The 24,183-nt window shown below is 59.9% G+C and carries 20 protein-coding genes; 14 read left to right on the top strand and 6 right to left on the bottom strand.

Annotated elements, in window-relative coordinates:
- Positions 1-78 precede the first annotated feature (78 nt).
- The 6 genes from HNQ83_RS17495 to HNQ83_RS17470 all read left to right on the top strand — a co-directional run bounded on the left by HNQ83_RS17495 (position 79) and on the right by HNQ83_RS17470 (position 7,068).
- Complete coding sequence (locus HNQ83_RS17495; RefSeq protein ID WP_175390084.1) at positions 79-2,601, top strand: CS1-pili formation C-terminal domain-containing protein; 2,523 nt, start codon at positions 79-81, stop codon at positions 2,599-2,601.
- A 3-nt stretch (positions 2,602-2,604) separates the two neighbouring features.
- Positions 2,605-3,822: a hypothetical protein gene (locus tag HNQ83_RS17490; protein WP_175390083.1), complete on the top strand. Its 1,218-nt coding sequence runs from the start codon at positions 2,605-2,607 to the stop codon at positions 3,820-3,822.
- Between the two features lie 42 nt (positions 3,823-3,864).
- Positions 3,865-4,608 carry a molecular chaperone gene (locus HNQ83_RS17485; protein ID WP_175390082.1) on the top strand — a complete coding sequence of 248 codons (744 nt, stop codon included), beginning with the start codon at positions 3,865-3,867 and terminating at the stop codon, positions 4,606-4,608.
- 31 nt (positions 4,609-4,639) lie between these two features.
- Complete coding sequence (locus HNQ83_RS17480) at positions 4,640-5,140, top strand: CS1 type fimbrial major subunit (protein ID WP_175390081.1); 501 nt, start codon at positions 4,640-4,642, stop codon at positions 5,138-5,140.
- A 125-nt stretch (positions 5,141-5,265) separates the two neighbouring features.
- Entirely contained in the window at positions 5,266-5,769 is a 504-nt protein-coding gene (locus HNQ83_RS17475) for a CS1 type fimbrial major subunit (protein ID WP_175390080.1), read from the top strand.
- A 45-nt stretch (positions 5,770-5,814) separates the two neighbouring features.
- On the top strand, positions 5,815-7,068 hold the full coding sequence (locus HNQ83_RS17470; protein WP_256669042.1) for a hypothetical protein: 1,254 nt from the start codon (positions 5,815-5,817) through the stop codon (positions 7,066-7,068).
- Between the two features lie 24 nt (positions 7,069-7,092).
- On the opposite strand, the gene HNQ83_RS17465 is transcribed toward HNQ83_RS17470, so the two are convergent.
- The 3 genes from HNQ83_RS17465 to HNQ83_RS17455 form a co-directional block, all read right to left on the bottom strand.
- On the bottom strand, positions 7,093-10,206 hold the full coding sequence (locus HNQ83_RS17465; protein ID WP_175390079.1) for a transglycosylase domain-containing protein: 3,114 nt from the start codon (positions 10,204-10,206) through the stop codon (positions 7,093-7,095).
- Positions 10,207-10,525: 319 nt separating this feature from the next.
- Complete coding sequence (locus tag HNQ83_RS17460; protein ID WP_175390078.1) at positions 10,526-10,984, bottom strand: transposase; 459 nt, start codon at positions 10,982-10,984, stop codon at positions 10,526-10,528.
- Positions 10,985-11,348: 364 nt separating this feature from the next.
- Entirely contained in the window at positions 11,349-12,473 is a 1,125-nt protein-coding gene (locus HNQ83_RS17455; RefSeq protein ID WP_175390077.1) for an OpgC family protein, read from the bottom strand.
- 242 nt (positions 12,474-12,715) lie between these two features.
- Here HNQ83_RS17455 and HNQ83_RS17450 point away from each other — a divergent pair, with 242 nt between their 5' ends.
- The 4 genes from HNQ83_RS17450 (at position 12,716) to HNQ83_RS17435 (ending at position 16,057) form a co-directional block, all read left to right on the top strand.
- Positions 12,716-13,090, top strand: coding sequence for a GtrA family protein (locus HNQ83_RS17450; protein ID WP_175390076.1), 375 nt, complete (start codon positions 12,716-12,718; stop codon positions 13,088-13,090).
- On the top strand, positions 13,087-14,028 hold the full coding sequence (locus HNQ83_RS17445; RefSeq protein WP_175390075.1) for a glycosyltransferase family 2 protein: 942 nt from the start codon (positions 13,087-13,089) through the stop codon (positions 14,026-14,028). The genes HNQ83_RS17450 and HNQ83_RS17445 overlap by 4 nt, the downstream gene beginning before the upstream one ends.
- A 1-nt stretch (position 14,029) precedes the next feature.
- On the top strand, positions 14,030-15,538 hold the full coding sequence (locus tag HNQ83_RS17440) for a glucosyltransferase domain-containing protein (RefSeq protein ID WP_175390074.1): 1,509 nt from the start codon (positions 14,030-14,032) through the stop codon (positions 15,536-15,538).
- 144 nt (positions 15,539-15,682) lie between these two features.
- The gene (locus HNQ83_RS17435; protein WP_175390073.1) at positions 15,683-16,057 is read left to right on the top strand and encodes a GtrA family protein; all 375 of its coding nucleotides are present in this window, start codon (positions 15,683-15,685) and stop codon (positions 16,055-16,057) included.
- Between the two features lie 111 nt (positions 16,058-16,168).
- Here HNQ83_RS17435 and HNQ83_RS17430 read toward each other — a convergent pair whose 3' ends face one another.
- Entirely contained in the window at positions 16,169-17,788 is a 1,620-nt protein-coding gene (locus HNQ83_RS17430) for an FMN-binding glutamate synthase family protein (protein ID WP_175390072.1), read from the bottom strand.
- Between the two features lie 167 nt (positions 17,789-17,955).
- The gene (locus HNQ83_RS17425) at positions 17,956-18,750 is read right to left on the bottom strand and encodes a LuxR C-terminal-related transcriptional regulator (RefSeq protein WP_175390071.1); all 795 of its coding nucleotides are present in this window, start codon (positions 18,748-18,750) and stop codon (positions 17,956-17,958) included.
- Positions 18,751-19,047: 297 nt separating this feature from the next.
- Between HNQ83_RS17425 and HNQ83_RS17420 the strand changes: the two genes are divergently transcribed.
- Genes HNQ83_RS17420 through HNQ83_RS17410 form a run of 3 tightly spaced genes read left to right on the top strand, consistent with a single transcriptional unit; the run spans position 19,048 to position 20,657 of the window.
- A complete protein-coding gene (locus tag HNQ83_RS17420; protein WP_175390070.1) occupies positions 19,048-19,482 on the top strand; it encodes an NUDIX domain-containing protein in 435 nt (144 codons plus the stop codon).
- A gap of 36 nt (positions 19,483-19,518) precedes the next feature.
- Positions 19,519-20,157, top strand: coding sequence for a LysE family translocator (locus tag HNQ83_RS17415; protein WP_175390069.1), 639 nt, complete (start codon positions 19,519-19,521; stop codon positions 20,155-20,157).
- 2 nt (positions 20,158-20,159) lie between these two features.
- On the top strand, positions 20,160-20,657 hold the full coding sequence (locus HNQ83_RS17410) for a GNAT family N-acetyltransferase (RefSeq protein WP_175390068.1): 498 nt from the start codon (positions 20,160-20,162) through the stop codon (positions 20,655-20,657).
- A 121-nt stretch (positions 20,658-20,778) separates the two neighbouring features.
- Here HNQ83_RS17410 and metR read toward each other — a convergent pair whose 3' ends face one another.
- Positions 20,779-21,696 (bottom strand): transcriptional regulator MetR, encoded by a 918-nt coding sequence (gene metR, locus HNQ83_RS17405; RefSeq protein ID WP_175390067.1) that lies wholly within the window; start codon positions 21,694-21,696, stop codon positions 20,779-20,781.
- Between the two features lie 110 nt (positions 21,697-21,806).
- On the opposite strand from metR, the gene metE reads away from it, so the two are divergent.
- Entirely contained in the window at positions 21,807-24,119 is a 2,313-nt protein-coding gene (metE, locus tag HNQ83_RS17400) for a 5-methyltetrahydropteroyltriglutamate--homocysteine S-methyltransferase (RefSeq protein ID WP_175390066.1), read from the top strand.
- Positions 24,120-24,183 lie beyond the last annotated feature (64 nt).

Here is a 24,183-nt window from a genome sequence, read left to right as displayed (position 1 = left end):
GAAGCGGCGTTATCCGGCGGGCAATCCCCATGGCTTGTCCGCCGGACTTCAACTTGTTCGAAATCAGAGTACGAGTTCATGTTCCCGATGACACCCATCGCGGCAGCGCTTGCGCTGTTGTTTTGTGCCAGTGCCGTGGCGGCTCCCGAATCCGCCGGTACGACACCGCGAAGTCTGTTGGCCCAGGCCAAAGGTTTGCCGGCGGATTTCGAGGAGCATTTTTTTGATGTGCCCCTGGCTGTGCGGGTGGAGCTGGATCAACAGCCACTGGGGGAGGCCATGGTGGTGCTGTCTCGCGACGATCGCATCACGCTTCTGGAATTCACCAACACCAGCGAGAACCGTTACGGCCCCGCCGAGCGGGAGAAGTGGGCCAGTTACCTCAAGCCCGGCGTGCCTCTGGGCGCTTGCACTGGCTCCTGCCAGGACCAGGTGCTGGCGGTGCATTACAACCTGGAAAACTCGCTGGTCTCGATCCTCACCGAAAACGCTGAGCGCGACCTCGAGGCCAAGCGTTATTACGAGCAACCCGTCGGCGGCAGCAGCGGCCTGATGGTGCGTAACCAGCTCAACCTCAATGGCGGCCAGGAACAGGACCTGGGCGGGCGCTTCGGCCTTGAAGCCAGCGGCAGCCTGGGCAACTGGAGCCAGACGTTCAACATGCAATTGGCCCGCCTCGGCGGTCCGGACGACAAACTTTATCACGCTGTACACGAGCTCTACACCCAGCGCGAGTTGCAAGGCAACTTCTTCCGCCTGGGCTATTTCACCCCCAATTCCGAAGGGCTGACCCGCCAACCGCGCACGTTCGGCACCAGCCCCGATACGGCCGTCGGTGTCATGTATGGCAGCTCCGACAGCCTGGCCATCAACAGCCCGATGCCCAGCGTTTATCCGATCTACGTCACCGCCAACCGCCAGGGCTCGGTGGAGATCTACCGCGACGGCCTGTTGCTCAACACCCAATCGGTGCCGGCCGGCTTGCAGACCCTCGACACCCGTCCGTTGCCGGGCGGCATCTATGAAGTGGAAGTGCGCCTGATCGAGGACGGGCAGATCACCTCCAGTACCCAGGAACTGGTGTACAAACCCGGCAACTGGCGCAACCTCGACGAACGCTGGCGCTACAACCTGTTTGCCGGTGAAGAAAGCAAACTGCTCAGCAACTGGGATCAACAGGCCAGCGGCAGTCCCACGGCCGGGGCTTCGGTCAACTACCTGATGCACCCGCGGGTGATTCTCGGCCTGTCGGCGCGGCAGATCCGGGAAAAACTGCAATACGGCACATCCATCGATTGGACCCTGGCCAACCACATCAGCCTGTACGCCAACGTCTACAAAACCGAGGACCACGGTACTGGTCTGGACCTGCAAAGCCTTTACAACTATGGCGCCGGCAGTCTGGTGATCAGCCACAACCGCAGCTGGCTGGACACCACCGACCTCTACGAAACGCTACCTGACGGCACCCGCGTACGGCAGCGCAATGTCTTCAAGGGCGAAACCACCAACTCGTCACTGGCGGTCAACCATCGGCTGAGCAACAAGAATTCGGTCAATGCGCGGGTATCCCACAGCGAGGGCAACGTCGAAGGTGTCGGCGTGGACCTGGGCTGGACCCAGCGCACCACGCTGTTTGGCAGCGATGCCAACTGGCGCCTGTCGCTGTTCGACCGGCCGGGCAGTTTCAGCAGCGGCAATGATCGCAATCGCGGGGTCGACCTGAGCGTAAGTGTGGCACTGGGCGCGCCCGGCGAGCAGATCACCGGCAGCATCGGCTCACGCACTGCCCGCGAAGGGGGCCGCGACAACAATGCATCCATCGGTTGGCGCAAGGACCTCAAGGATCACGTGCTGCAAAACGTATCGGTCACTGCCCTGACCGATACCTACGGCGTGGGCGTGTCCAGCCTGGCCAACTTCCGCACCGACGCGATCAATGGCGATGGGTTCATCCAGCGCTCGTCCTACAACGGCAACTTCACCGGCGGCCTGAACCTGGACAGCACCCTGGTGCTGGGCGGTCAGCAGATGCTCATGACCAGCCAGTATGAAATGCGCGGTGCCGGCATGATCGTCGATGTCGAATCGGACATCGATGGCATTGCCCTGCGCGCCGATGACTACAGCGGTGGCAGCGCGGCGTTGAAACCGGGGCGCAACTTCATCCCGATCACCGCCTACCAGAACAGCTCGGTGAGTTTCGACTTCGAGGGCAACCATGTGCCGGCGGCCACCATCGAACCGGCGCGCACCCGTTATCACCTGAACAAGGGCGGGGTGGACTACCGCAAGATCCGCGTGATGAAAACCCTGACGGTGCTGGGACGGCTGGTCAATGAACAGGGGCAGCCGCTCAAGGGCCACCACGTGATCAACCACGCCAGTCGCGGGGTGACGGAGGTCGATGGGTTCTTCTCGATGGAAATGAATGCCGGCTCGCCGACCCTGGAAGTGCGCCAGGATAACCGCCTGCTGTGCCAGTTCCGCCTCAACGCCAGTGAGCATCGCAGCGAAAACAACGTGTTGATGATCGGGGATCTGCGCTGCACACCGGACACCCTGGCCGATGCAACCATTACCGATCAGAAGGCGGGTTGAGTCATGAAAGGATTTGCGTATGGGTTGGGTTTGCTCGCGGCGCTGAGCATGCCGGCGGCAGAGGCGGTGAATCAGGAAATCAAGGCGTTGTTCCAGCCGGATCCGTCGCAGCCGAACAGGAATGTATTTATCAACAAGACGCCCAACAGTGGTTATTGCGCCAGTTATCCCAGAGAGTGCGCGGACAACAACATGTTCAGCATTCACGTTCCGGTACGGTTCGACTCCACGCGCGCCCTCATGCCCGGCGACGGCCTGGGATTGAAGGTGCCGGCCAACTGGCGGCAACTGACCGTTACCAACCGGGATACTCAGGAAACCGAAACCGTCGAGGTGCGCATCATCGGCATCGGTTCCAGCTTCTTCCTCAGCGATACGGCGGCCAACCTGGTAGGGGTATCGAACATCCTCGAAGGTCATCAAAAACTCTGGACCAGCAGCAGTTGGGTGTATGCCCCGTCCCCCTGCCAGTACAGCGGCGTCGGGGCCTACACCCCCGCGACCTACAAATTCTTCTGGAAGGCGCCGGTCGAGGCACCCTGCATCAAGGTGGCCGCTTACCGGATCCCGTCGATGTACTTCAACGGCATCGATTTCGCTTATGAATTGCGCACCCCCAATCCGTTGGGCATGTCCTCCGGGCTGTATAGCGGATCGTTGTCTTACCACCTCGGCCCCGGCGGTGATTTTCAGATGGGGACCATGATGGTGCCGGATGACAACAACCTGACCCTGGACTTCGTCCTCGATGTGCAGCACACCCTTAAAGTCGACCTGCCGCCAGGTGGGAATAAAGTGATCCTTGAACCCGAAGGCGGCTGGCGGCAATGGATCGACAGCGGTCGCAAGCCCTCCAGAATCTATCGCGATCAACCGTTCTACATCTCCGCCTCGTCGCGTTTCAAAGTGATGATGGAATGCGCCGAATCATTTACCTCGACCGAGTGCAACTTGAGAAATGCGTCGGCATCTCGCACCGCCGTCGAAGTGAACATGAGCTTGCCGCCTGGAATCACGGGACCCGGCGGTGCCGGGGTCAAGGATGTCAAATTGCGGCACAAACAATGGGTTGGCCCCTTCCAGCCAGGGCATTACGTGGACCGAAAACAGGGAAATCTGCGTTTCGAGATGGCCAAACATCGAATCGAGGCTCTGCTCAAGCCGGGTGTGAGCGACACGTACAGCGGTCACGTCACGGTTATCTGGGACTCGGAAGTTTGAACGTCCGGAGCTGACCATTTCTTTTTCATGGGGTTGAAGTCAATGAAACGACTGTCTTTGGTATTGGTTTTCGGGTTGTTTTGCGTAGCGGCCCATGCAGGGCCGCAGATCAATGTCGGCACGGTGTACGACTATCTGGATGGCGACAAAAGCACCTACCTTAAACGCATATTCAACAGCGGTGACAGCACCGCATTCGTCAAGGTCAACGTGCTGGAAATCGTCTATGACAGCGAAGGTATGCCCAAGGAAATACCGGTCGTGACCGCGGCCGATGGCGCGTCGCGCAACGGTTTGATGGCCAGTCCGGCGCGGCTGATCATCCCGGCCCAGGGCATGCAGGGCACGCGCCTGCTGTACATGGGCGAGCGTGACCGCGAGCGGTATTTTCGGGTGCGCTTCGTACCGGTGGTGCCGGAAAAGGAAGATGAATTTGTGGTCTCCAACGAAGAGCGCGAGGACTATAAGAAGACCCTGTCGGCCGGGGTCAACGTGATGACCGGGTTCGGCACGGTATTCTTTGTGCGGCCCAAGGATGTGCGTTTTGACACGGTGATCAACGACACTGCCAGCCGCTATGAGGTGCGCAACAACGGCAACACAGTGCTGGTGATCGACGAGTTCAAGAGTTGTTCGCTGGCCAAGGAAACCGACTGCGGCGCAACGGTCAAGCACCTCGTCATGGCCGGCCGAACGTTCGGCTTCGACAAGGAAAAGGGGCGGGAATACCGCTTCAAACTGATCGAAGGCGAACGCAAGCAGGATCTCAAGGTGGTGAGCCGCTGACCGCCGGCTCCAGACGTGTCAGGGAACGAACATGAATAGGCAATGTGTCACCGCCCTCCTGGCGGCAATTACCGGGCTGACCGGCGCCACGGCCTGGGCGGCACGGGAAACACTGAATTTCGAGGTCACGCTGACGATCCCGAGCAGGCCGTTTTACATCCTCCCGTCGGAGCCGGACTGGATACACCGGCCGCAGCATCTGCTCTGGAACTATCCGGATTCGACCCTCGGCGGTTTCAGAAAAAACTTCGATGTGCGGCATGACACCAGTGCTATTGAAGCGCGCCTCGAGAGTACGCCTTATCTGTCTAACGGCAGGCCGGGGGAAATCATCGACTTACGGGTGCGCTTCAACGGGGTGGAACTCAGCGCCGCTCCCGTTTTTCGACAAGTGCTGTCGAGGGAGGAAGCAGCCACCGGCAAACGGGTGCCATTGGAAATTGACCCTATCACCCCGGCCGGTGGCTACAAGGCCGGCGAGTATCACGGCAACGTCTTGTTGCTGTTCAACGCTAGGGCGCCGGGAGAATAAAGAGTGCAGGCCAGTGATCGGTATCCGTTGCGGATAAAGGAAAAAATCGCTCCCACAACTGGCGCACCTTAACTGGCAAGCATTAGCCAGAGGATTGGCTTTTTATCGATGCATAAGGAAGTGACATGATCAAGCAAGCAGTCATTGCTGTGTCCCTCAGCGTTTCGATGCCAATGGCAGGCGCGGCATTCGCGGCGCAGGAGAAACACAACTTTGAAGTCTCCGTGGATATCCCGACCTTGGAATTCTATGTGATACCGAGCGAAGCGGACTGGATCCACCATCAACAAACGTTGCCGTGGGACACCCATTCATCGACCTTGGGTGGTTTGCGCAAGAACTTTGATGTGAGGACTGACAGCAGCGCCATCGAAGCCCGGCTTGAAAGTTTTCCGATTCTGTCCAGCGGTCAGGATTCGCGGGACGATATCAGTTTGCGTATCACGTTCAACGGCACGGAATTGAGCCATCAACCGGTCCCCCGCCAGGTCGTTTCCCGCGAGGAAGCGGTGGCGGGCAAACGCGTGCGTCTTGAAATCGAGCCCAGGGCGCAACCGGGAGGGTACAAGCCGGGTGATTATTACGGCAGCGTCAACATCATCTTCAATGTGGCGGCGCCAGCAGGTTGATCGCTGAAAAACAATAAGACCGTTTTGTGTAGCAAGGAGCTGGAAATGGTTTCAGGGTTAGGAAAGTTCTACAGGTTCAGCAAGGCACGATGGCTGATCGGTATATCCGGATGGTTATTGTCGATCCCGGCGCAGGCGGTGACCCAGGAAATCCGTGCGGTCTACGTTCCCGATCCGGCCAATCCGCAGAACAATACGTTCCTCAATCAGACACCCCAGAGCGGCTATTGCGGCGACTATCCCAACGACTGCAAACCCTTATCGGGCGTGCGGCTGCCGCTGCGCTTCGCGTCCGTCCAGGCGGTCGAACCGGGGGCGTCCGAGCGTAACGGCGCGATGTTCAAGATGCCCGCGCAATGGCGCAGCCTTTTGGTGACGCACGTCTTCACGGGGGAAACCGCCACGGTCGAGATGCGGATCGGGGGCTTTGGTTCTCAGTACGTCCTCAGCGATACGGCGGTTAACCTGACCGGGGCCGCAGACGACTCGCAAGCGCACTACAAACTCTGGGGGTCCAGTTGGGGGATAGCCCCCTTGCCCTGTCGAGCCGGGGCGATGGCCACTTTCGGACCGGACTTTTATCGGTTCTTCTGGCGTACCCCGGTCGATGCCGTTTGCGCCAAACAGGCGGCGTTCGCAATTCCTTGGATGTCGTATGGCTACCTGGACGTGGCCTATGAATTGCGCATGCCAGACCCGCTGCAGATGTCCGCCGGGCTGTATAGCGGTGAGTTGACCTATGGTGTCGGCCCGGGCCAGGACATCGACACCGGTGACAATATGTTGCCGGACGGCTCCGCCGTGACCTTCAGCTTCGTGCTGGATGTCCAGCATGTGCTCAAGGTTGACATACCACCCGGCGGCCACAAGGTTGCGTTGGTGCCCCAAGGCGGCTGGCAGGCCTGGCTGCAACAGGGGCGTAAGCCTTCGCGTTTGTTTCGCGATCAGACCTTCAATATCTCGTCGTCATCGCGATTCAAGATGTTCTTTGAATGCCAGTACAGTGGAACGGAATCCTGCGGGTTGCGGGATGCGGTGGGTGGTACCACGGATGCGCAAGTATTCATGAGTGTCAGCCTACCCGACAGCATCACCGACAGCGCAGGCCAACCGGTGCGCCGTCGACCCTTGACATCGAGCCCGGATGCAGCGGCGTTCCAGCCGGCGCAGTTTCTGGATCGAGCCCCCGGGACGCTGCACTTCGAGATTCCCCGGGACTACGTCGAACAGATGTTGCAACCCGGTCAGGCAAAGCGATACGTCGGCGACGTCACGGTGATATGGGATTCGGAGGTTTGACTCACTGCATTCTCGGCAGCGCCCTCAGCGGCGCACCATTTCTATCGGCAGACACTGCGTATGACTGCCCGGTTGCAGGTAAGGATTGAGAATCGACGCCATGCCCTTGAGCACCTGCACCGGCAACGCTGAGGTGAAGGTGAAGTTCTCCGCCGAGCGTCCCGGTACGAAAGCGGTGAGAGTGCCGAAGTGGGTATCGCCAATGTAGAACACGAAGGTCGCGGTGCGGTTGAGGGACTTGGAACTCAGAATCCGTCCACCGGAACCGATGGCCTCGATGCGGTTATCGCCGGTACCGGTCTTGCCACCCATGGCCAGCGCTTTGCCGTCCGGTGTGGTGAAACTGCCGGAAACGCGCCTGGCCGTACCGGCATCCACCACTTGCGAAAGGGCTTCGCGCATGGCCGTGGCGACTTCGGAAGGCATCACCCGTTTGCCGACATCCGGGTCGTTGATCAACTTGGTTTCGTAAGGCGTATTGGCCGCGAAGTGCAGGCTGTCGATACGCAGCGTCGGCATCCGCACGCCATCGTTGAGAATCGTGCCGATCAGCTCGGCGAGCGCGGCGGGGCGGTCGCCGGAGCTGCCGATGGCGGTGGCCAGCGACGGCACCAGATGGTCGAACGGATAGCCGACTTTCTGCCAGCGCTGGTGAATGTCGAGGAACGCCTCGATTTCCAGCATGGTACGGATACGGTTGTCGCGGGCGCCCTTGTGCCGGCTCTTGAACAGCCAGCTATAGACTTCCTGACGCTCGAACTGGCTGGCTTTGACGATGTCCTTGAACGTGGCATCCGGGTGGTTGAGCAGGTAGCCCATCATCCACAGGTCCAGCGGGTGCACCTTGGCGATGAAGCCCTGGTCCGGCAGGTCGTAGATGCCGGGGCCATAGGCCTCATAAAGACGCACGAGGCGATCGTCGGTCAGTTTTTCGGTGAGTTGGGTACCCGCCAGGTGCGATCGCACGAAGGTGTTGAAGCTCTCCTGACTGGCCCGCGGCAGCAGATAGCGGTGCACGGCCGCCAAGCGGATCGGCGTCGGGCGCATGCTGTCGAGGAAGGTTTCGAGCCGTTCCTGGGTGTCCTTGTTGCGGTATTTTTTCCAGAACTTGAGCAGGAATGAAGTGCCTTCGCGGTCGGCGAACGAGGCCAGGTACTCCTGGCGCCGCGGGTCACGGTCGTCCTTGAGCAATTCGGCACTGCTGTTGGGGCCGGAATAGGTGGTGTAGCGCACGATGTCACGCATCAGGCGAATGAAGGGCAGGTTGATCGACTCCCGGATCGAATCGCGCAGGGTCGGCATGCGGCCATTGTCTTCCTTGCGGAAGTTATGGAACGTGTGCAAACCGCCACCGGTAAAGAACGCTTCGCCTGGACTGGCCGAGTATTTGCGGTCCAGCGCGGCACTGAGCATTGCCGGCAGGCTGCGGTCCTTGTTCTGGATCAGGTACTCGATGACCCATTGACTCAGGCGGTCCAGCTCCGGCACCTCGACTTTCTTCAGGTCCGGGACGCTCATGCCGGCATATTTGTCGTGCAGCTCGGCGATGATTTGCAGGTAGGTGGTCAGCACGCGCATTTTCGCTGTCGAGCCCAGCTCCAGTTTGCTGCCTTCGTTGATGTCGAACGGCTGATCGGTGCTGTCGGTCTGTACCCGCACCCGCGAGCCGTCCGGGGTCAGTTCGAACAGGGTGAAGCTGTAGCGCACCTGAGTGGTGCTGGTGGGGGTCAACAGGCGTTCGCCCATCAGGCCGATTTCCGTGGCAAACGCCGGGTCGGCGAGCTTTTTCAGGTACGCCGTCGCCTGGGTCTGCAGATCACCCTGCAGGGTGCTGGTGGCCGAGAGGTCGAGGCGGTCCAGGTCATACAGCGGACGATTGAGCAGGCCGGCCAGCCGACTGCGGGCCACGCTGATGCCCTTGTTGGTTTCGATCGGTTGAATGGTCGGCTGGGTCAGCCAGTCTCGATACGTGACCTTGCTGGCCAAGGCCGCATCGGCGAAAGGCTTATCAATCACGCCGTTCTGTGCCAGCAGGCGGATATGGCTGTCGGTGAGATCGGCCAGCTCGTCGCGGCCCTTGGTCAGGTAATGGGACGGGCGGCGCTGGGCAATCATCAAGGACAGCATTTCGCGCAGGGCCAGGCCTTTGTCCGCCAGACTTTTTGGATCCGTGGCGTCGCTGGCCAGGCGTTCATTGGCCTGGTTGAAGTCGGCGCCGTACCACACGCGCAGCCCTTCGGCCATGCCATGCACTTCACCGTGACCCGGTACCGCCGACAGCGGCACGCTGTTGAGGTAGTCGCGCACCACATTCTGCCGGGCCGTGAGGGTTTCCGGCCCATCCTGATAGGCACGTACGCTGGCGGAGATCATCTGGCGGATTTTCTCCCCGCCCGACGCGGTCAAGCCATCGGGCGAATGCCGGTACTTCTCCAGCTGCGTCGCCAGGGTACTGCCGCCCGCCGACTGACCGGGCAGGTGCAACATCTTGGCGACCTGGGTATAGGCCGCCATGCCGAACCGCGGCCAGTCCACCGCCGGGTTGGCCAGGGGCTGGCGAGGGTCGAGCAGAAAGCGGTTTTCGATGAACAGCAAGCTGTTGACCACTACCGGCGGGATCGACTCGAAGCTGGAGTAGAGCTGTTGCGGGTAATGGAACTGATACAGCGGTGCCGCCTTGCAATCGGTGATGGCCAGTCCGGCCTGGATTTTTTCCGAATAGGGCACGAACAAGCCTTTTTCCGTGTAGTTCATCAGCGCCGGAGAAAAGCGGGTCTGGGCGGAAATCACGTAATCACGCTTGAGCAGCCGTGGCAGGAACTCTCCCAGCGAGCTGTAGCCCAGGCGCAGGTCGAAGGGGCCGGCACCGGGATAATGAATCGCATCGCTGGGCCCCGGCTTGAGCTCATAACTCAGGGTTTTGGCGAACTTGCTGACCTCCCGGGCCTGAAACCGCGAGGTGCGCATCTCCTTGGACGCCGCCAGACCGACGACGACCGCAATAATCAGCAGCAGCAACCAGAAAGCCTTCCAGCCGTGCCGGGAACGGCGGGGTTTTTCAGGTAAAGGCGCTTCTTCATCCACTCGTTCAGTCGGGACCACAGTTTTACTCGAATCGGTTTGCCATAAAGCGCCCATAGTCGACTGATCCATTCACGCAGATTGATCGGACTTGTCTGAAGCTTAGACGGTGGTTGGCGATGGTGAAAAAATTGTGAAGGGCCAAATATCGTGGATCCACTCTGACCAGTGGCGAGCGGGCTTATGCGGCAAGGGGATTTATTGTGATTAGGGAATTTACTGTGGCGAGGGGATTCATCCCCGTTGGGCTGCGAAGCGGCCCCCTGCGCTCCGTCCAATAGACAGATTTGTCTGGATTGACGACTGCTTCGCAGCCGAACGGGGATGAATCCCCTCACCACAGGAGTCTAGGCTGCCCAAAAAGTAGTGTTCGACATTAGAGCCAACAGGCATCCCAGAGTGGATAGTCGCCGATTTTCTCTACAAGCCCTGCGCGCAATGGGTTGGCGACGATATAGCGAGCAAACGGCAGGAGATCTTCTCCATCGCGTATAGCCCGGTCGTGATAACCGGTTTGCCAGAGCGGGCCTCGTCGACCGATCATTTTGTTCACTGCTTGGGTGCTGCGTGCTTTGGTAGCGCCGATGACATTCCCTAGATCGCTTTCGTGCAGTTGCATCAGCCAATGAAAGTGATCAGGCATAACAACCCAGGCAATTGAGCTCACTAGTCCCGAGTCATGCGCTCGACGAAGTTCCGCGACAAGCAAGCGTCCTACACGCCAATCAGAAAAGATGGGTTGGCGCTTGTGGATAACTGTGGTGATGAGATAAGCGCGGCCACATTCGGAATGGCGACCCAAGCGTAAACGGTGGGAGTTGGGCTGAGTAGGCAATCCATTGCCTCCTTGTGAGATAGTCTGGTGACGTTTTCAGGCTAGGCGCGGACGGCCGTGATCAGCTCTTCATTCATTGAGTGAATTTTCTGATTCTTCCGAAGAATTTAGGTAAGAGTGGCTTTTTTGTGGCGAGGGGATTTATCCCCGCTCGGCTGCGAAGCAGTCGTAAATCCGGACAGCCTTATCTATTTGGCCGAGCGCAGGGGGCCGCTTCGCAGCCCAACGGGGATGAATCCCCTCGCCACAAGAATCCCCTCACCACAGATAAATCCCCTCATCACAGGAATTCCTTTGCCACAGAAAACCCCAGCCACAGAATGCAAAAGCCCCAGTCAATTATTGGCTGGGGCTCTTTTTTGTATCAGGCGGGTACGGTTTGCGGTGATCGATTCAAACGCTTGTTGAATTCCAGCCAGGCTCCCAGCAACGCCATCAACCCGGCCCCCACCAGTGCAGTGAAGATCTGCATGGCGAAGGCGTCGTCGGTCAGGGCGTTGAGCATGTCCGCCAAGGGGGCCAGCAATACGCCAAGGCAGAAGATTTCCAGCGAAAAACGCCCCATGCGACAGCTTTGCTGCGCCAGCCAGTTTTGCGTCCAGCCGGTATCGGGCAACAGTTTCGCGGTGACATACGCCAGTGCCAGAAAATGCAGCAGGCGCACCGGTGACAGGTTGGTCTTGCTGATCGGGTACAGCAGGTTGCTCAGGCTGGCCGGCATCAGCGCGTCGTGAATGTGCGGCCAGCGCCAGGCGAGGGTCAGTACCCCGGCAATGACCACGTATACCGCTGCGGTCATGAACAACGGCTGACGCAGCAATGGCCGGGGGGCCGGTACGCGTGGACGCTGGGCGTGAATCGCGGCGGCACCGCCGAGGACAAACAGCAGCTGCCACGCAACGGGGTTGAAGTACCACACGCCGTCCTTGATCGCGGCCAGGTTCCAGCCGAACAACGGCACCGTCAGATACACCGCCAGCGACATCGCTACCACCACCCAGGGTTTGCGCACCAGGATCGGCAACACCAGCGGCAATCCGGCCAGGAGCACGATGTACAGCGGCAGCGGGTCCATCAGGTTCGGTTTGAAGCGCAGCAGCAATTCATCGATCAACGCCTGCTGAGGGTCGCTGATGAAATGGTGCATGCCCATTTCCTCGACCAGGTCGCGGGTTTCCACATGGCTGTTGGCGAAAAACACGATGCCCATCAGCATCGCCAGCAGGAAAATGTGCACCACATACAACACCCAGGCGCGCCGCAGGATTTTTACGCAGGCGATCAGAAAGCCTTCCCGTGCTAGCACTTTGCCGTAGGCCAGCACGGCCGCGAAACCTGCCAGGAACACGAAGACTTCGGCGGCATCGCTGAAGCCGAAGTTACGCAAGGTGATCTGGCCCAACGGGTTGTGGGGCACGTGGTCCCAGAAAATGAAGATCAGTGCCAGGCCGCGAAAAAAATCGATCCGGTGATCGCGCGCTATCGTCATGACGGCAAGCTCGTAAACAGATGTTGAACAAAGGAGTAGCCCAGGGCGCGGCAGACTGCCCGCCGCACATCGGCGGCGCGCAGGGTGGACCGATTCGCCGGCAATTGCAAAGTCGGGGTATTTCGGAATGTTGATGCGGCGTTTAACCGCTGGTCTGAAAGGTGGCCAAACCTGCGATTTCTGACAGTAGACAAGCTCAAATACTTAGGGATGAGTGCGAGTTCTACTCCAGGAGCGTCAGCATGAGGCGGTTGTGGAAAGGCTTTTCCAGTTACACGGTGATAGGGATCGCCAACACCCTCATTCACTGGCAGATCTTTTTCCTGCTCAGCGTGGCCGCGGGCCTGCGTCAGGCTGTCAGCAACCTGGCGGCCTTCTGTGTCGCCGCTTCGTTTTCCTTCTACATGAATGCGCTCTACACCTTTGACAGCAAGCTGTCGGTCAGCGGCTATCTGCTGTTCATGGCGGCGATGGGGGCGTTGAGCTATGGGGTGGGCCATGCCGGTGATCTGTGGCGACTGCATGGTTTGCTGACCGTGGCGCTGTTTTCGGCGTTGAGCCTGATAGTGGGCTTCCTGTTTTCCAAGTACGTGGTCTTTCGCGAGCATCATCCATGAAGATCTCGCTCATCGTTCCCGTGTTCAATGAAGAACAGGCGATCGAGGTGTTTTATCAGGCCGTGCGGCGTGAGCTGAAACTCGACGATGCCGACGTGGAAATCGTGTTCATCAACGACGGCAGTACCGACCTGACGGCCGACCGGGCCACGGCGTTGGCGCAGAGGGACGAGCAGGTCATGCTGATCAACTTCTCCCGCAATTTCGGCAAGGAGCCGGCACTGTTCGCTGGCCTGGAATACGCCACCGGCGACGCGGTAATCCCGATGGACGTCGATCTGCAAGACCCGATCAGCGTGATCCCGTTGCTGATCGAGCAATGGCGCAACGGTGCGGATGTGGTATTGGCCAAACGCCGTGACCGTCATACCGACAGCTATCTGAAACGCCACAGTGCCTCGTTGTTCTACCACCTGTTGAATCGTATTTCCTACACGCGGATCGAAGAAAACGTCGGGGATTTCCGTCTCATGGATCGCAAGGTAGTGGATGTGATCCGCACATTGCCCGAGCATCAATTGTTCATGAAAGGCGTGCTGTCCTGGGCCGGGTTCAACACCGTGGTCGTTGAATACGAGCGGGCCCCCCGCGTCGCGGGGAAAAGCAAATTCAACGGCTGGAAGCTGTGGAACCTGGCGCTGGAAGGCGTGACGTCGTTCAGCACCGTGCCGTTGCGTTTGTGGACCTATGTCGGTGGCGGGATTTCGATTTTCGCCGTGCTGTACGCGGTGTACATGGTCCTGGACAAGATTTTCAACGGCAACAGCGTGCCCGGTTATCCCTCGTTGATGACCGCCATCCTGTTTCTGGGGGGCGTGCAACTGATCGGGATCGGCATCCTGGGTGAGTACATCGGCCGGATCTACATCGAGGCCAAGCACCGGCCGCGTTATGTGATCAAAGACATTGTCGGCGGCAAGCCGCCGCGCGGGCCTTAGCATGGGCCGGTTCAGCGACTTTTTCATCAAGGAAATCGGCCGCCGCCAGGCCTGGCTGTTTTTCCTGTTCGCAACGTTGGTGTATGTCCTGCCGCTGATCCTCGCGGACTACCCCTACATCGACGACAACTGGCGTTCGCTCTCCGCCGGCATGGCCTGGGCGGAGCAGGGGCGGTTGTTCACCCAACTGTTCTACAACGCGCTGACCTTCACCGGTGCGGCACCGAACATTTTCCCGTTGCCGTTGTTGATCGCCACCCTGGCCATGTCCTCGGCACTCACCAGCCTGACCTTTCATTACTTTCGCCAGCCGACCATCGCCTGCTGCCTGGTGCTGTTGCCGCTCTGGTACAACCCGTTCCTGCTGCAAAACCTGTCCTATCAATATGACGGCGCACCCATGGCCCTGAGCCTGGTGGCGGTGATCTACGCCATCACCTTTCGCCACCCTTCGCGCAGTGTGCAATGGCTGGTGCCTTCGTTTCTGATTGCGCTGGCATTGGGGTTGTACCAGATCAGCCTGAATGTGTTTCTGGGGCTGTGCTGTCTGGAGTTGCTCAGGGCTGCCGATGACAAAATGCCTTGGCCGCAGTGGGGCGCCTTGATTGGCTGGAAGTTCGCCCAGGTGCTGTTGGGCTGGTTGATTTACTGCGTCACGGCTTATCCGTTCCTGGGGCAGAATCGTGCGTTGTTGCTCAATTGGTCGGCACAGCCCTGGCTGCAAGTCGACATTAATATTGGCCGGGTGCTGGAAAAAGTCGTACTGCTGTTCCATGGCGGATTTGTCTGGGTGTTCGGCGTGTTGTTGCTGTGCGCCATTGCGGGGGCGGTTGGCCTGGGGATGAACGTTCTCGCACGCAAGGAGAGCGCGCCGAAGCGGATGCTGATCGGCCTGCTGTGCGTGCTGACAGTCCCGGCGGTGATGCTGTTGGTGTCGGGTGTGGCGTTGATCTTTCGCGACTTCAACGAAGGCGCCAGGACGCTGATGGGATTTTCGGTGCTGCTGGTGCTGCTGTTCTATCTGAGTCGTCTGGCGCTGGCGTCGGTGCATGAGCGATTGCCGCTGCTGTTGCTGGTGCCGTTGTTGGCGATGCTGTCGCTGTCGTTTGCCTACGGTCGGGTGCTGACCGTGCAGAAGACCTTCGCCACCAGCGCGCTGTACAGCCTTGAGCGCGACATCAGCAACCATCAAGCCTTGCGCGAGGCCAAGCGCATTTATATGTCGGTGACCTATTCCGATTACTGGTTGCTGGGGGCCGCCGGCTCCTTCAAGGCATTGCCGGTACTGCACTATCTGCTGAACATCGACTTTTACATGCTGGCGGAAAACCTGCCCAAGGTGGGCATCACCAACGTGGTCGCGGAGCGGGAGCGGCGCAATGCGACACGGGTGGGGTATCAGCATTACTCGCCGCTGGTGGAGAGCCCGTATTACCGGATCTACCTGATCGGCGATTACGGTTTCATCGTCATGAAAGAACCGGCCCCGATCAAATCGCTGCGTTGGTGAGCAGTCGTGTTGGCAAGGCATCCGCGTTTGTGGGCGGTCATTAGTCTGAAATGGGCGCGACCTGGTATTTCTGACAGTAGACATGTCGCGCGATGTGGCTCTAGTTTGCAGGCACCTTAAACGTGAAAGTTGCAAGGAGCCGGCATGAGAGCTTTATGGAATAAGTTCGGCGGTTACATGATAGTCGGCGCTCTCAGTACGCTGCTGCATTGGCAGATTTTTTTTGTGCTCGTCACGGCCTTCGAACTTAGTCAGACCGCCAGCAATTTTGCTGGGTTTTGCATAGCCGCCTCTTTTTCTTTCTATATGAATGCGGTGTTTACGTTTGATTCAAAGGCATTGTTATACAGATACCTGCTCTTCATAGGTTTCATGGCGGTGTTGAACATTGCCATAGGAAATGTTGCTGATGCCCTGCAATGGCGCGGCATTGTGACGGTTGCAGTGTTCTCATCGCTCAGCCTGGTTGGCGGTTTTCTTTTTTCGATGTTTTTCCTGTTTCGCGAGCGCCAAACATGAAGATTTTTTGCGTGCGCTGACATTGAGCGGCGTAGGCATTGAGGCACGCCTCTACATATTGAAAGACGAGCGCTGAGGTCAATTCGAACCGTCAGCGCCGAAGCCTTGAGGTCAGGCTGCTTCTACCTCATTAGGCTCGAAACTGTCCGCCCGCGCCATCTGCCACATCCGCGAATAAAACTCGCCATTCACTTCCCCGGTCAGCAATTCCCCCGGCTTCAAGAACACATGCAGCTGTGAGAACAGTTTGATCTCGGTCGCCGACATGCGCCGCACCAAGTGCTTGGCCGACAACTGAGAGGGGTGTTCAAGGCCGGCGGCGGCGAGCATTTCCGCCAGACCCTTGAGGGTGTTGCGGTGGAAGTTGTAGACGCGCTGCGCCTTGTCCGGCACCACCAGCGCGCGTTGACGCAGGGTGTCCTGGGTGGCGACGCCGGTCGGGCATTTGTTGGTGTGGCAGCTCTGCGACTGGATGCAGCCGATGGCGAACATGAAGCCCCGTGCCGAGTTGGCCCAGTCGGCACCGATGGCCAGGACGCTGGCGATATCGAAGGCGCTGACGATCTTGCCGCTGGCGCCGAGCTTGATCTTGTCCCGCAGGTTCAGGCCCACCAGCGTGTTGTGGACGAACAGCAAGCCCTCGCGCATCGGCACGCCAATGTGGTCGGTGAACTCCACGGGCGCGGCGCCGGTGCCGCCCTCCTTGCCGTCGATCACGATGAAGTCCGGGAGGATGCCGGTTTCCAGCATGGCCTTGGCGATGCCCATGAACTCCCACGGATGACCCAGGCAAAACTTGAAACCCACCGGTTTGCCGCCGGACAGCTCACGCAGCTGCTGGATGAAATGCATCATCTCGATCGGCGTGGAGAACGCGCTGTGCCGTGACGGCGAGATACAGTCTTCGCCCATCGAGATGCCGCGGGTGTCGGCAATTTCCTGAGTGACCTTGTGCTTGGGCAGAATCCCGCCGTGACCGGGTTTGGCGCCCTGGCTCATCTTGATTTCGATCATCCGCACCTGCGGCGTCCGGGCTTGCGCGGCGAAGCGTTCCGGGTCGAAGCGACCGTCGGCGGTGCGGCAGCCGAAATAGCCGCTGCCCAGCTCCCAGGTCAGGTCGCCACCGTGCTCCCGGTGATAGGGGCTGATGCTGCCCTCACCGGTGTCGTGGGCGAAGTTGCCGAGCTTGGCGCCCTGGTTCAAGGCGCGGATGGCGTTGGCGCTGAGTGAACCGAAGCTCATGGCCGAGATGTTGAACACCGACGCGGAATACGGTTGGGTGCATTGCGGGCCGCCGACCGTGACCCGGAAGCCGTTCGGATCGCTCAAGGGCGCCGGGCGCATCGAGTGACCGATGAACTCGAAGCCCGATTGATACACGTCGATCAGGGTGCCGAAGGGTTTGTCGGCGCTTTCGTTCTTGGCCCGGGAGTAGACCAGCGAGCGCTGGGCCCGGGAAAAGGGCAGGGCATCGCTGTCGGATTCGAGCAGGTACTGGCGGATTTCCGGGCGAATGCCTTCGACCAGATAGCGGATGTTTCCGAGGATCGGGTAATTGCGCCGCACCGCGTGGGGGCTTTGCAGCAGGTCGCCGATGCCGATCAGGCTGAGCACGCCGGTGACGGCGGTGATCGGCCACAGCCAGTCGTGTTCGAGAAAGGGCAGGCTGGCGAGGGTGAATATCACGCAGACGGCAAAGAAGGCGTAACGGCTCAGGAGTGACAGGCTCATACGGTTTCCTTGGGTTCGGACTCAAATTTTTTGGCTACACGCAAAACACTGTAGGAGCCGAGCCTGCTCGCGAAGGCGGTTTAACATTCAACATCAATGCTGGCTGATATACCGCTTTCGCGAGCAGGCTCGCTCCCACAGAAAAGCAAAGCGTTCCACGGCAGCATTCAGGCATTTTGTGCCTGCAGAAAAATCGAAAACAGCTCGGACTGGGACTTGATCCCCAGCTTGCTGTACATGTGTTTCTTATGGACCTTCACGGTTTCGATGGAGATTTCCAGTTTGCGGGCGATTTCCTTGCTGGAGCAGCCGCTGAGCATCAAGCGCCCGACATCCAGCTCCCGGGCGGTCAATTGCGCGCCCTTGAGTTGTTGCACCGACGCTTCCAGCTGTACCCGCCAGTCGCCTTGTGCCGGCGCGGGCGCCACCCTTTCGTTGATCTCGTAGGGCAGGCGCTGGCGCATCAGGCCCAGCACCCACGGCTGGATCAGCGACAGCAAGGCAATCTGCTGCGTGCTGAAGCGCTGCTGGCTGCCCAGTGACAGGCACAGCGTGCGGTCGCCTTCGAGCTGACAATTAAACTGGATTTCGTCGGCCACGACATTCACACGAAAGTATCGTTGATAGTACTCGGTGAGTTCGAAATGCTCCGGCGCGACTTCCGACAGGCGATACAAACCGCTGCTCGATTGCTCGCGGCAGGCGATGTAGAACGGATCGAGCAGGTACAGGCCGCGCAGGTAGTCCTGGAACAACTGGTCGGGGCTACCGTCCTCGCCAGGGCATTCGGCGAATACCTGCGGGTGCTGGTCGGCACTGAACAGCAGCGCCACCCAGCTGTCGCAGGGCACGTATTGATCCAGCAGACGCACGAGTTGCGTCCAGAAGTTGGGCTTGTCCAGGGCGTCGATCAATTGCCCCACCGAACGGTGCCAGGCGATGTCGTCCAACGAGAGTGTCATGCCGCTACCCCTATCGTGTTGCCCCAGCGGCATGATTCGCGGCCGCTTGCTTGCTGCGCATACTGGCGCACAGACAGCGACCGGGGCAATCTTTCTGGCGCCTGCTGGCGAAACGCGTGGTGTACCTGTAGGAGCGATGCTTGCTCGCGAAGAACGTCCAGACAACGCGATTACCCAGTTAGGGCGCGTTATCGTTGACGTCCATCGCGAGCAGGCTCGCTCCCACAGGGGGGAGGGCTTTGCTCGAGTACGACGGACATGTGATCCTTGCCGCTTTCGAGTCAAAGGCCTTCGTTCATGTCGACATTCCCTGCCCAGCCCACCGGACTTATCCACATCGCCGCCGCCCTGTTGATCGGCCCTGACGGTCGAACCCTGCTGGTGCGCAAGCGCGGCACTCAGGCGTTCATGCAACCGGGCGGCAAGATCGAGGCCCAGGAGCAACCGGTCAACGCCTTGGCTCGCGAACTGGAAGAAGAGCTGGGTTTGATCATCGATCCTTCGCACGCCACTTTCCTCGGCCAGTTCTCGGCACCGGCCGCCAACGAACCGGGTTTTATCGTTAAGGCCGAGATTTTTCTGCTGAGCATCGATTCAGACGTTACCCCCGCCGCCGAGATCGAGGAGGTGATCTGGATCGACCCGGCTACCGATGGCGACGTCCCGCTGGCGCCATTGACAAGGGACCTGATCCTGCCGTTTTATCGGGCTTCGCTGACCGCGACTGCCTGATCACTTACGCCCGATCATCCCTAGCAAGGACCCGCCATGATCCCGCTACAAGACTTGCTGATTTTCGCCGCCGCTGCGTTGCTGATGGTACTGACGCCGGGACCGAACATGATCTACCTGATCTCCCGTTCGATCTGCCAGGGCCGCAAGGCTGGCGTGACCTCGTTGCTGGGTGTGGTCGCCGGGTTCTTCGTGCATCTGTTCGCCGCCGCTGCCGGTTTGACCGCGGTGTTCCTGGCAGTGCCGATGGCTTATGAAGTGTTGAAGTGGGCCGGTGCGCTGTACCTGTTGTGGCTGGCCTGGCAGGCCGTCAAACCCGGTGCGCGTTCACCGTTCGAAGCCCAGCAGCTGCCACCGGATTCGTCGCGCAAGCTGATCACCATGGGTTTTCTCACCAGCGCCTTGAACCCCAAGATCGCGGTGTTCTACCTGTCGGTGTTTCCGCAGTTCATCACCCCCGAGCACGGTTCGGTGTTCACCCAAAGCATCGTGCTGGGCCTGACCCAGATCAGCGTCAGTTTCAGCGTCAACCTGCTGATTGCGCTGTTTGCCGCGGGCATCGCTTCGTGGTTCGTCAACAACCCGACCTGGCTGGCGATGCAGCGTTATTTCATGGGTTTCGTGCTGTCGGCGCTGGCGCTGCGGCTGATGCTTGAACAACGCCGGATGGCCTGACCATGTGGATCGAGCGGCTCGATGCCAGCCATGCCCTGGCCTACCGGGAATTGATGCTTGAAGCCTACGACCTGCATCCACAGGCGTTCACCTCCAGCGTCCGCGAGCGGGCATCGCTGCCATTGAGTTGGTGGGAATCGCGCCTGACCGGCAAGCTCGATGTGGTGTTCGGCGCTTTCGAGGAAGGCCGGTTGGCCGGCATCGCCGGGCTGGCCTTCGAACCCCGGGAAAAGGCCCGGCACAAGGCGACGCTGTTTGGCATGTACGTCTGCGCCAACGTGCGTCAGCGCGGGCTTGGCCATCAACTGGTGCAGGCGGTGTTGGCCGAAGCGCGCAGGCACCCGGCATTACGGCTGATCAAGTTGACCGTCACCGCCGGCAACGATACCGCGTTCAATCTGTACCGCCGCTGCGGCTTCATCCAGTTCGGCCTGGAGCCGATGGCGGTGCGGGTGGGCGAGGAGTATTTCGACAAGATCCACATGTGGCGGGAGATCTAAGGGACACCGACATCCCTGTTGGAGCGGGCTTGCTCGCGAAGGGGGCGTGTCAGACGACATCAATGTTGCCTGATGTACCCTCTTCGCGAGCAGGCTCGCTCCCACAAGGTGATGTGTGTTTCTAGCGAACCGCGCTGACCCCATCCAGCGTCGAAAACGACGTGTCCTTGGCCGTCAGCAGAAAATCGCGCATGTACGGTGCATCCAGCATGTCGGCCCGGATCGCTGCGTACAGCGTTGCAAACAATCCCTTCTCGCCCAGCCGCTTGGCCTTCACATAACCCCGTGAACTGTATTCATGCAGCGCCCAATGGGGCATGCCGCACACGCCGCGACCGCTGGCCACCAGTTGCATCATCATCACCGTCAGTTCCGAGGTGCGCACCTGCGCCGGTTCGACGTCGGCCGGCTCCAGGAAGCGGGTGAAGATGTCCAGGCGATCACGTTCCACCGGATAAGTGATCAGGGTTTCGGTGAGCAAGTCTTCCGGGACGATGTACGCCTTGCTCGCCAACCGGTGCTGGTTGGCCACCGCAAGCATCGCTTCATAGGTAAACAGCGGCACATAGGTGATCCCGACCAGGTCCACCGGATCGGACGTCACCACCAGGTCCAGATCGCCACGGGCCAAGGCCGGCAGTGGTGCGAAGGAGAAGCCCGAAGCCAGGTCCAGTTCAACTTCCGGCCAGGCATCGCGGAACTGGTCGATGGTCGGCATCAGCCATTGGAAGCAACTGTGGCATTCGATAGCCATGTGCAAGCGGCCGGCAGTCCCGCCGGCCAACCGCGCGATGTCGCGCTCGGCGGCGCGCAGCAGCGGCAGGGTGGCGTCGGCCAGTTGCAGCAGGCGCAGACCGGCGCTGGTAAAGCGTACCGGTTTGGTCTTGCGCACGAACAACTGCATGCCCATGCGCTCTTCCAGCTCCTTGAACTGGTGGGACAGCGCCGACTGGGTCAGGTGCAGGCGGTCGGCGGCATCCACCAGACTGTCGGCTTCGCGCAGGGCGTGCAGGGTTTTCAGATGACGGAGTTCAAGCACCGGAGGGCTCCATGAGGAAAACTTGTGATCAACACGAAAAGGTTGAGTTTGTCTCATGTTGGGTTGGCTGTCGACAATAGCGCCATCTTTTACACAGGAGCACCTCCAACATGGCCGTGGCACACACCCTGGGTTTCCCGCGCATTGGCGCCGACCGCGAACTGAAAAAAGCCCTCGAAGCCTATTGGAAGGGCGACCTTGACCAGACTGCGTTGCAAAGCGTCGGCCGCCAATTGCGCGCCACCCACTGGCAATTGCAGAAAGACGCCGGCATCGACCTGCTGCCGGTCGGCGACTTCGCCTGGTACGACCAGGTGCTGAGCCATTCCCTGGCCTTTGGTGTGATCCCCGAGCGTTTCGACAGCACCAAGGACGAGCGCGGCCTGCCGACCCTCGACACCTTGTTTGCCATGGCCCGTGGCGCCACGGCGAGCTGCTGCGGTGGCGAGCATGGCCAGGCGCAATACGCCCAGGAGCTGACCAAGTGGTTCGACACCAACTACCACTACCTGGTCCCGGAATTCAGCGCTGACCAGCAATTCAAGCTGAGCTGGGAACAACTGTTCGATGAAGTCGAAGAAGCCAAGGCCCTCGGTCACAACGTCAAGCCCGTCATCATCGGCCCCCTGACCTACCTGTGGCTGGGCAAGGCGAAGGGCAACGACTTCGACAAGCTCGACCTGCTGGAACGCCTGCTGCCGATCTACGGCGAAATCCTCGGTCGTCTCGCCGCCCAAGGTGTGGAATGGGTGCAGATCGATGAACCGATCCTGACCCTGGATCTGCCGCAGGAATGGAAAAACGCCTTCGAACGCGCGTATCACATCCTGCAGTACTCGCCGCTGAAAAAGCTCGTGGCTACCTACTTCAGTGGCCTGCAAGACAACCTTGGCCTGGCTGTCGGCCTGCCGGTGCAAGGCCTGCACATCGACGCGGTGCGTGCCCCGGATCAACTGCTGCACGTGCTCGATCGCCTGCCGATCTACAAGATTCTCTCGGTCGGTCTGGTCAACGGCCGCAACGTCTGGCGCTGCGAACTGGAACCGGTGCTCGAACAACTGCAATTTGCCCAGGAACGCTTTGGCGACAACCTGTGGGTCAGCAGTTCCTGCTCGCTGTTGCACAGCCCGGTGGACCTTGAGCGCGAAGACAAACTCGACCCCGAGCTGAAAAGCTGGCTGGCATTCGCTGTGCAAAAGTGTGGCGAAATCGCTGTGCTGCGCGATGCGCTCAACGATCCGCAAGCGCCGAAAGTGCAAGCCGCGCTGGCCGAAAGCCGCGCCATTGCTGCCAGCCGCACGCAATCGCCGCGCATTCATAAGGCCGAGGTGCAGGCACGCGTCAACGCCATCGACGCCACCCACAGCCAACGCCAGTCACCGTTCGCCAAACGCATCGAGCAACAGCGTGCACGCCTGAAACTGCCGGCATTCCCGACCACCACCATCGGCTCGTTCCCACAGACCGGTTCGATCCGCCTGGCGCGCCAGGCCTACAAGCAGGGCAAGCTGTCGGCCAATGATTACAACGACGCCATGCACCACGAAATTCGCCATGCGGTACAGATTCAGGAACGCCTGGGGCTGGACGTGCTGGTGCACGGTGAAGCCGAACGCAACGACATGGTCGAGTACTTTGCCGAGCAGCTTGAGGGTTATGTCTTCACTCGCTTTGGCTGGGTACAGAGCTACGGTTCGCGCTGCGTGAAACCGGCGATCATCTACGGCGACCTGAGCCGTCCGAAAGCCATGACGGTGGATTGGATCACGTATGCGCAGAGCCAGACCGACAAGGTCATGAAAGGCATGCTCACCGGTCCCGTGACCATGCTGATGTGGTCGTTCCCCCGCGAAGACGTGTCGCGCAAAGTGCAGGCGCAGCAACTGGCGCTGGCCCTGCGTGACGAAGTCGTCGACCTGGAAGCCGCCGGCATCAAGATCGTGCAGATCGACGAAGCCGCATTCCGCGAAGGCCTGCCGCTGCGCCGGGAGCAATGGCGCGAATATCTGGATTGGGCGGTGGAAGCGTTCCGCTTGAGTGCCAGCGGTGTGCGTGACGAAACCCAGATTCACACCCACATGTGCTACAGCGAATTCAACGACGTGATCGAAGCCATTGCGGCGATGGATGCCGACGTGATCACCATCGAAACCTCACGTTCGGACATGGAATTGCTGGAGGCCTTCAAGGCGTTCGATTACCCGAACGACATCGGCCCGGGCGTCTACGACATCCACTCGCCACGGGTGCCGGACACCGCCGAGATGGTCAACTTGATGAGTAAAGCCGTGAAGCGAATCCCGGCCGAACGCCTGTGGGTCAACCCCGATTGCGGCTTGAAGACCCGGGCGTGGCCGGAGACCGAGGCCGCGTTGGTCAACATGGTGGCGGCGGCCCGCCAACTACGCAGCCAGTTGGCCTGACACCTGTAGAACCTGTGGGAGCGAGCCTGCTCGCGAATGCGGCTTATCATTCAACGCTATGTTG

Source organism: Pseudomonas sp. C2B4 (genome assembly GCF_013359695.1).
GTDB lineage: Bacteria > Pseudomonadota > Gammaproteobacteria > Pseudomonadales > Pseudomonadaceae > Aquipseudomonas.
Note: the sequence above shows the minus strand (reverse complement) of the source record. Positions and strands in the feature narration are given on the sequence as shown.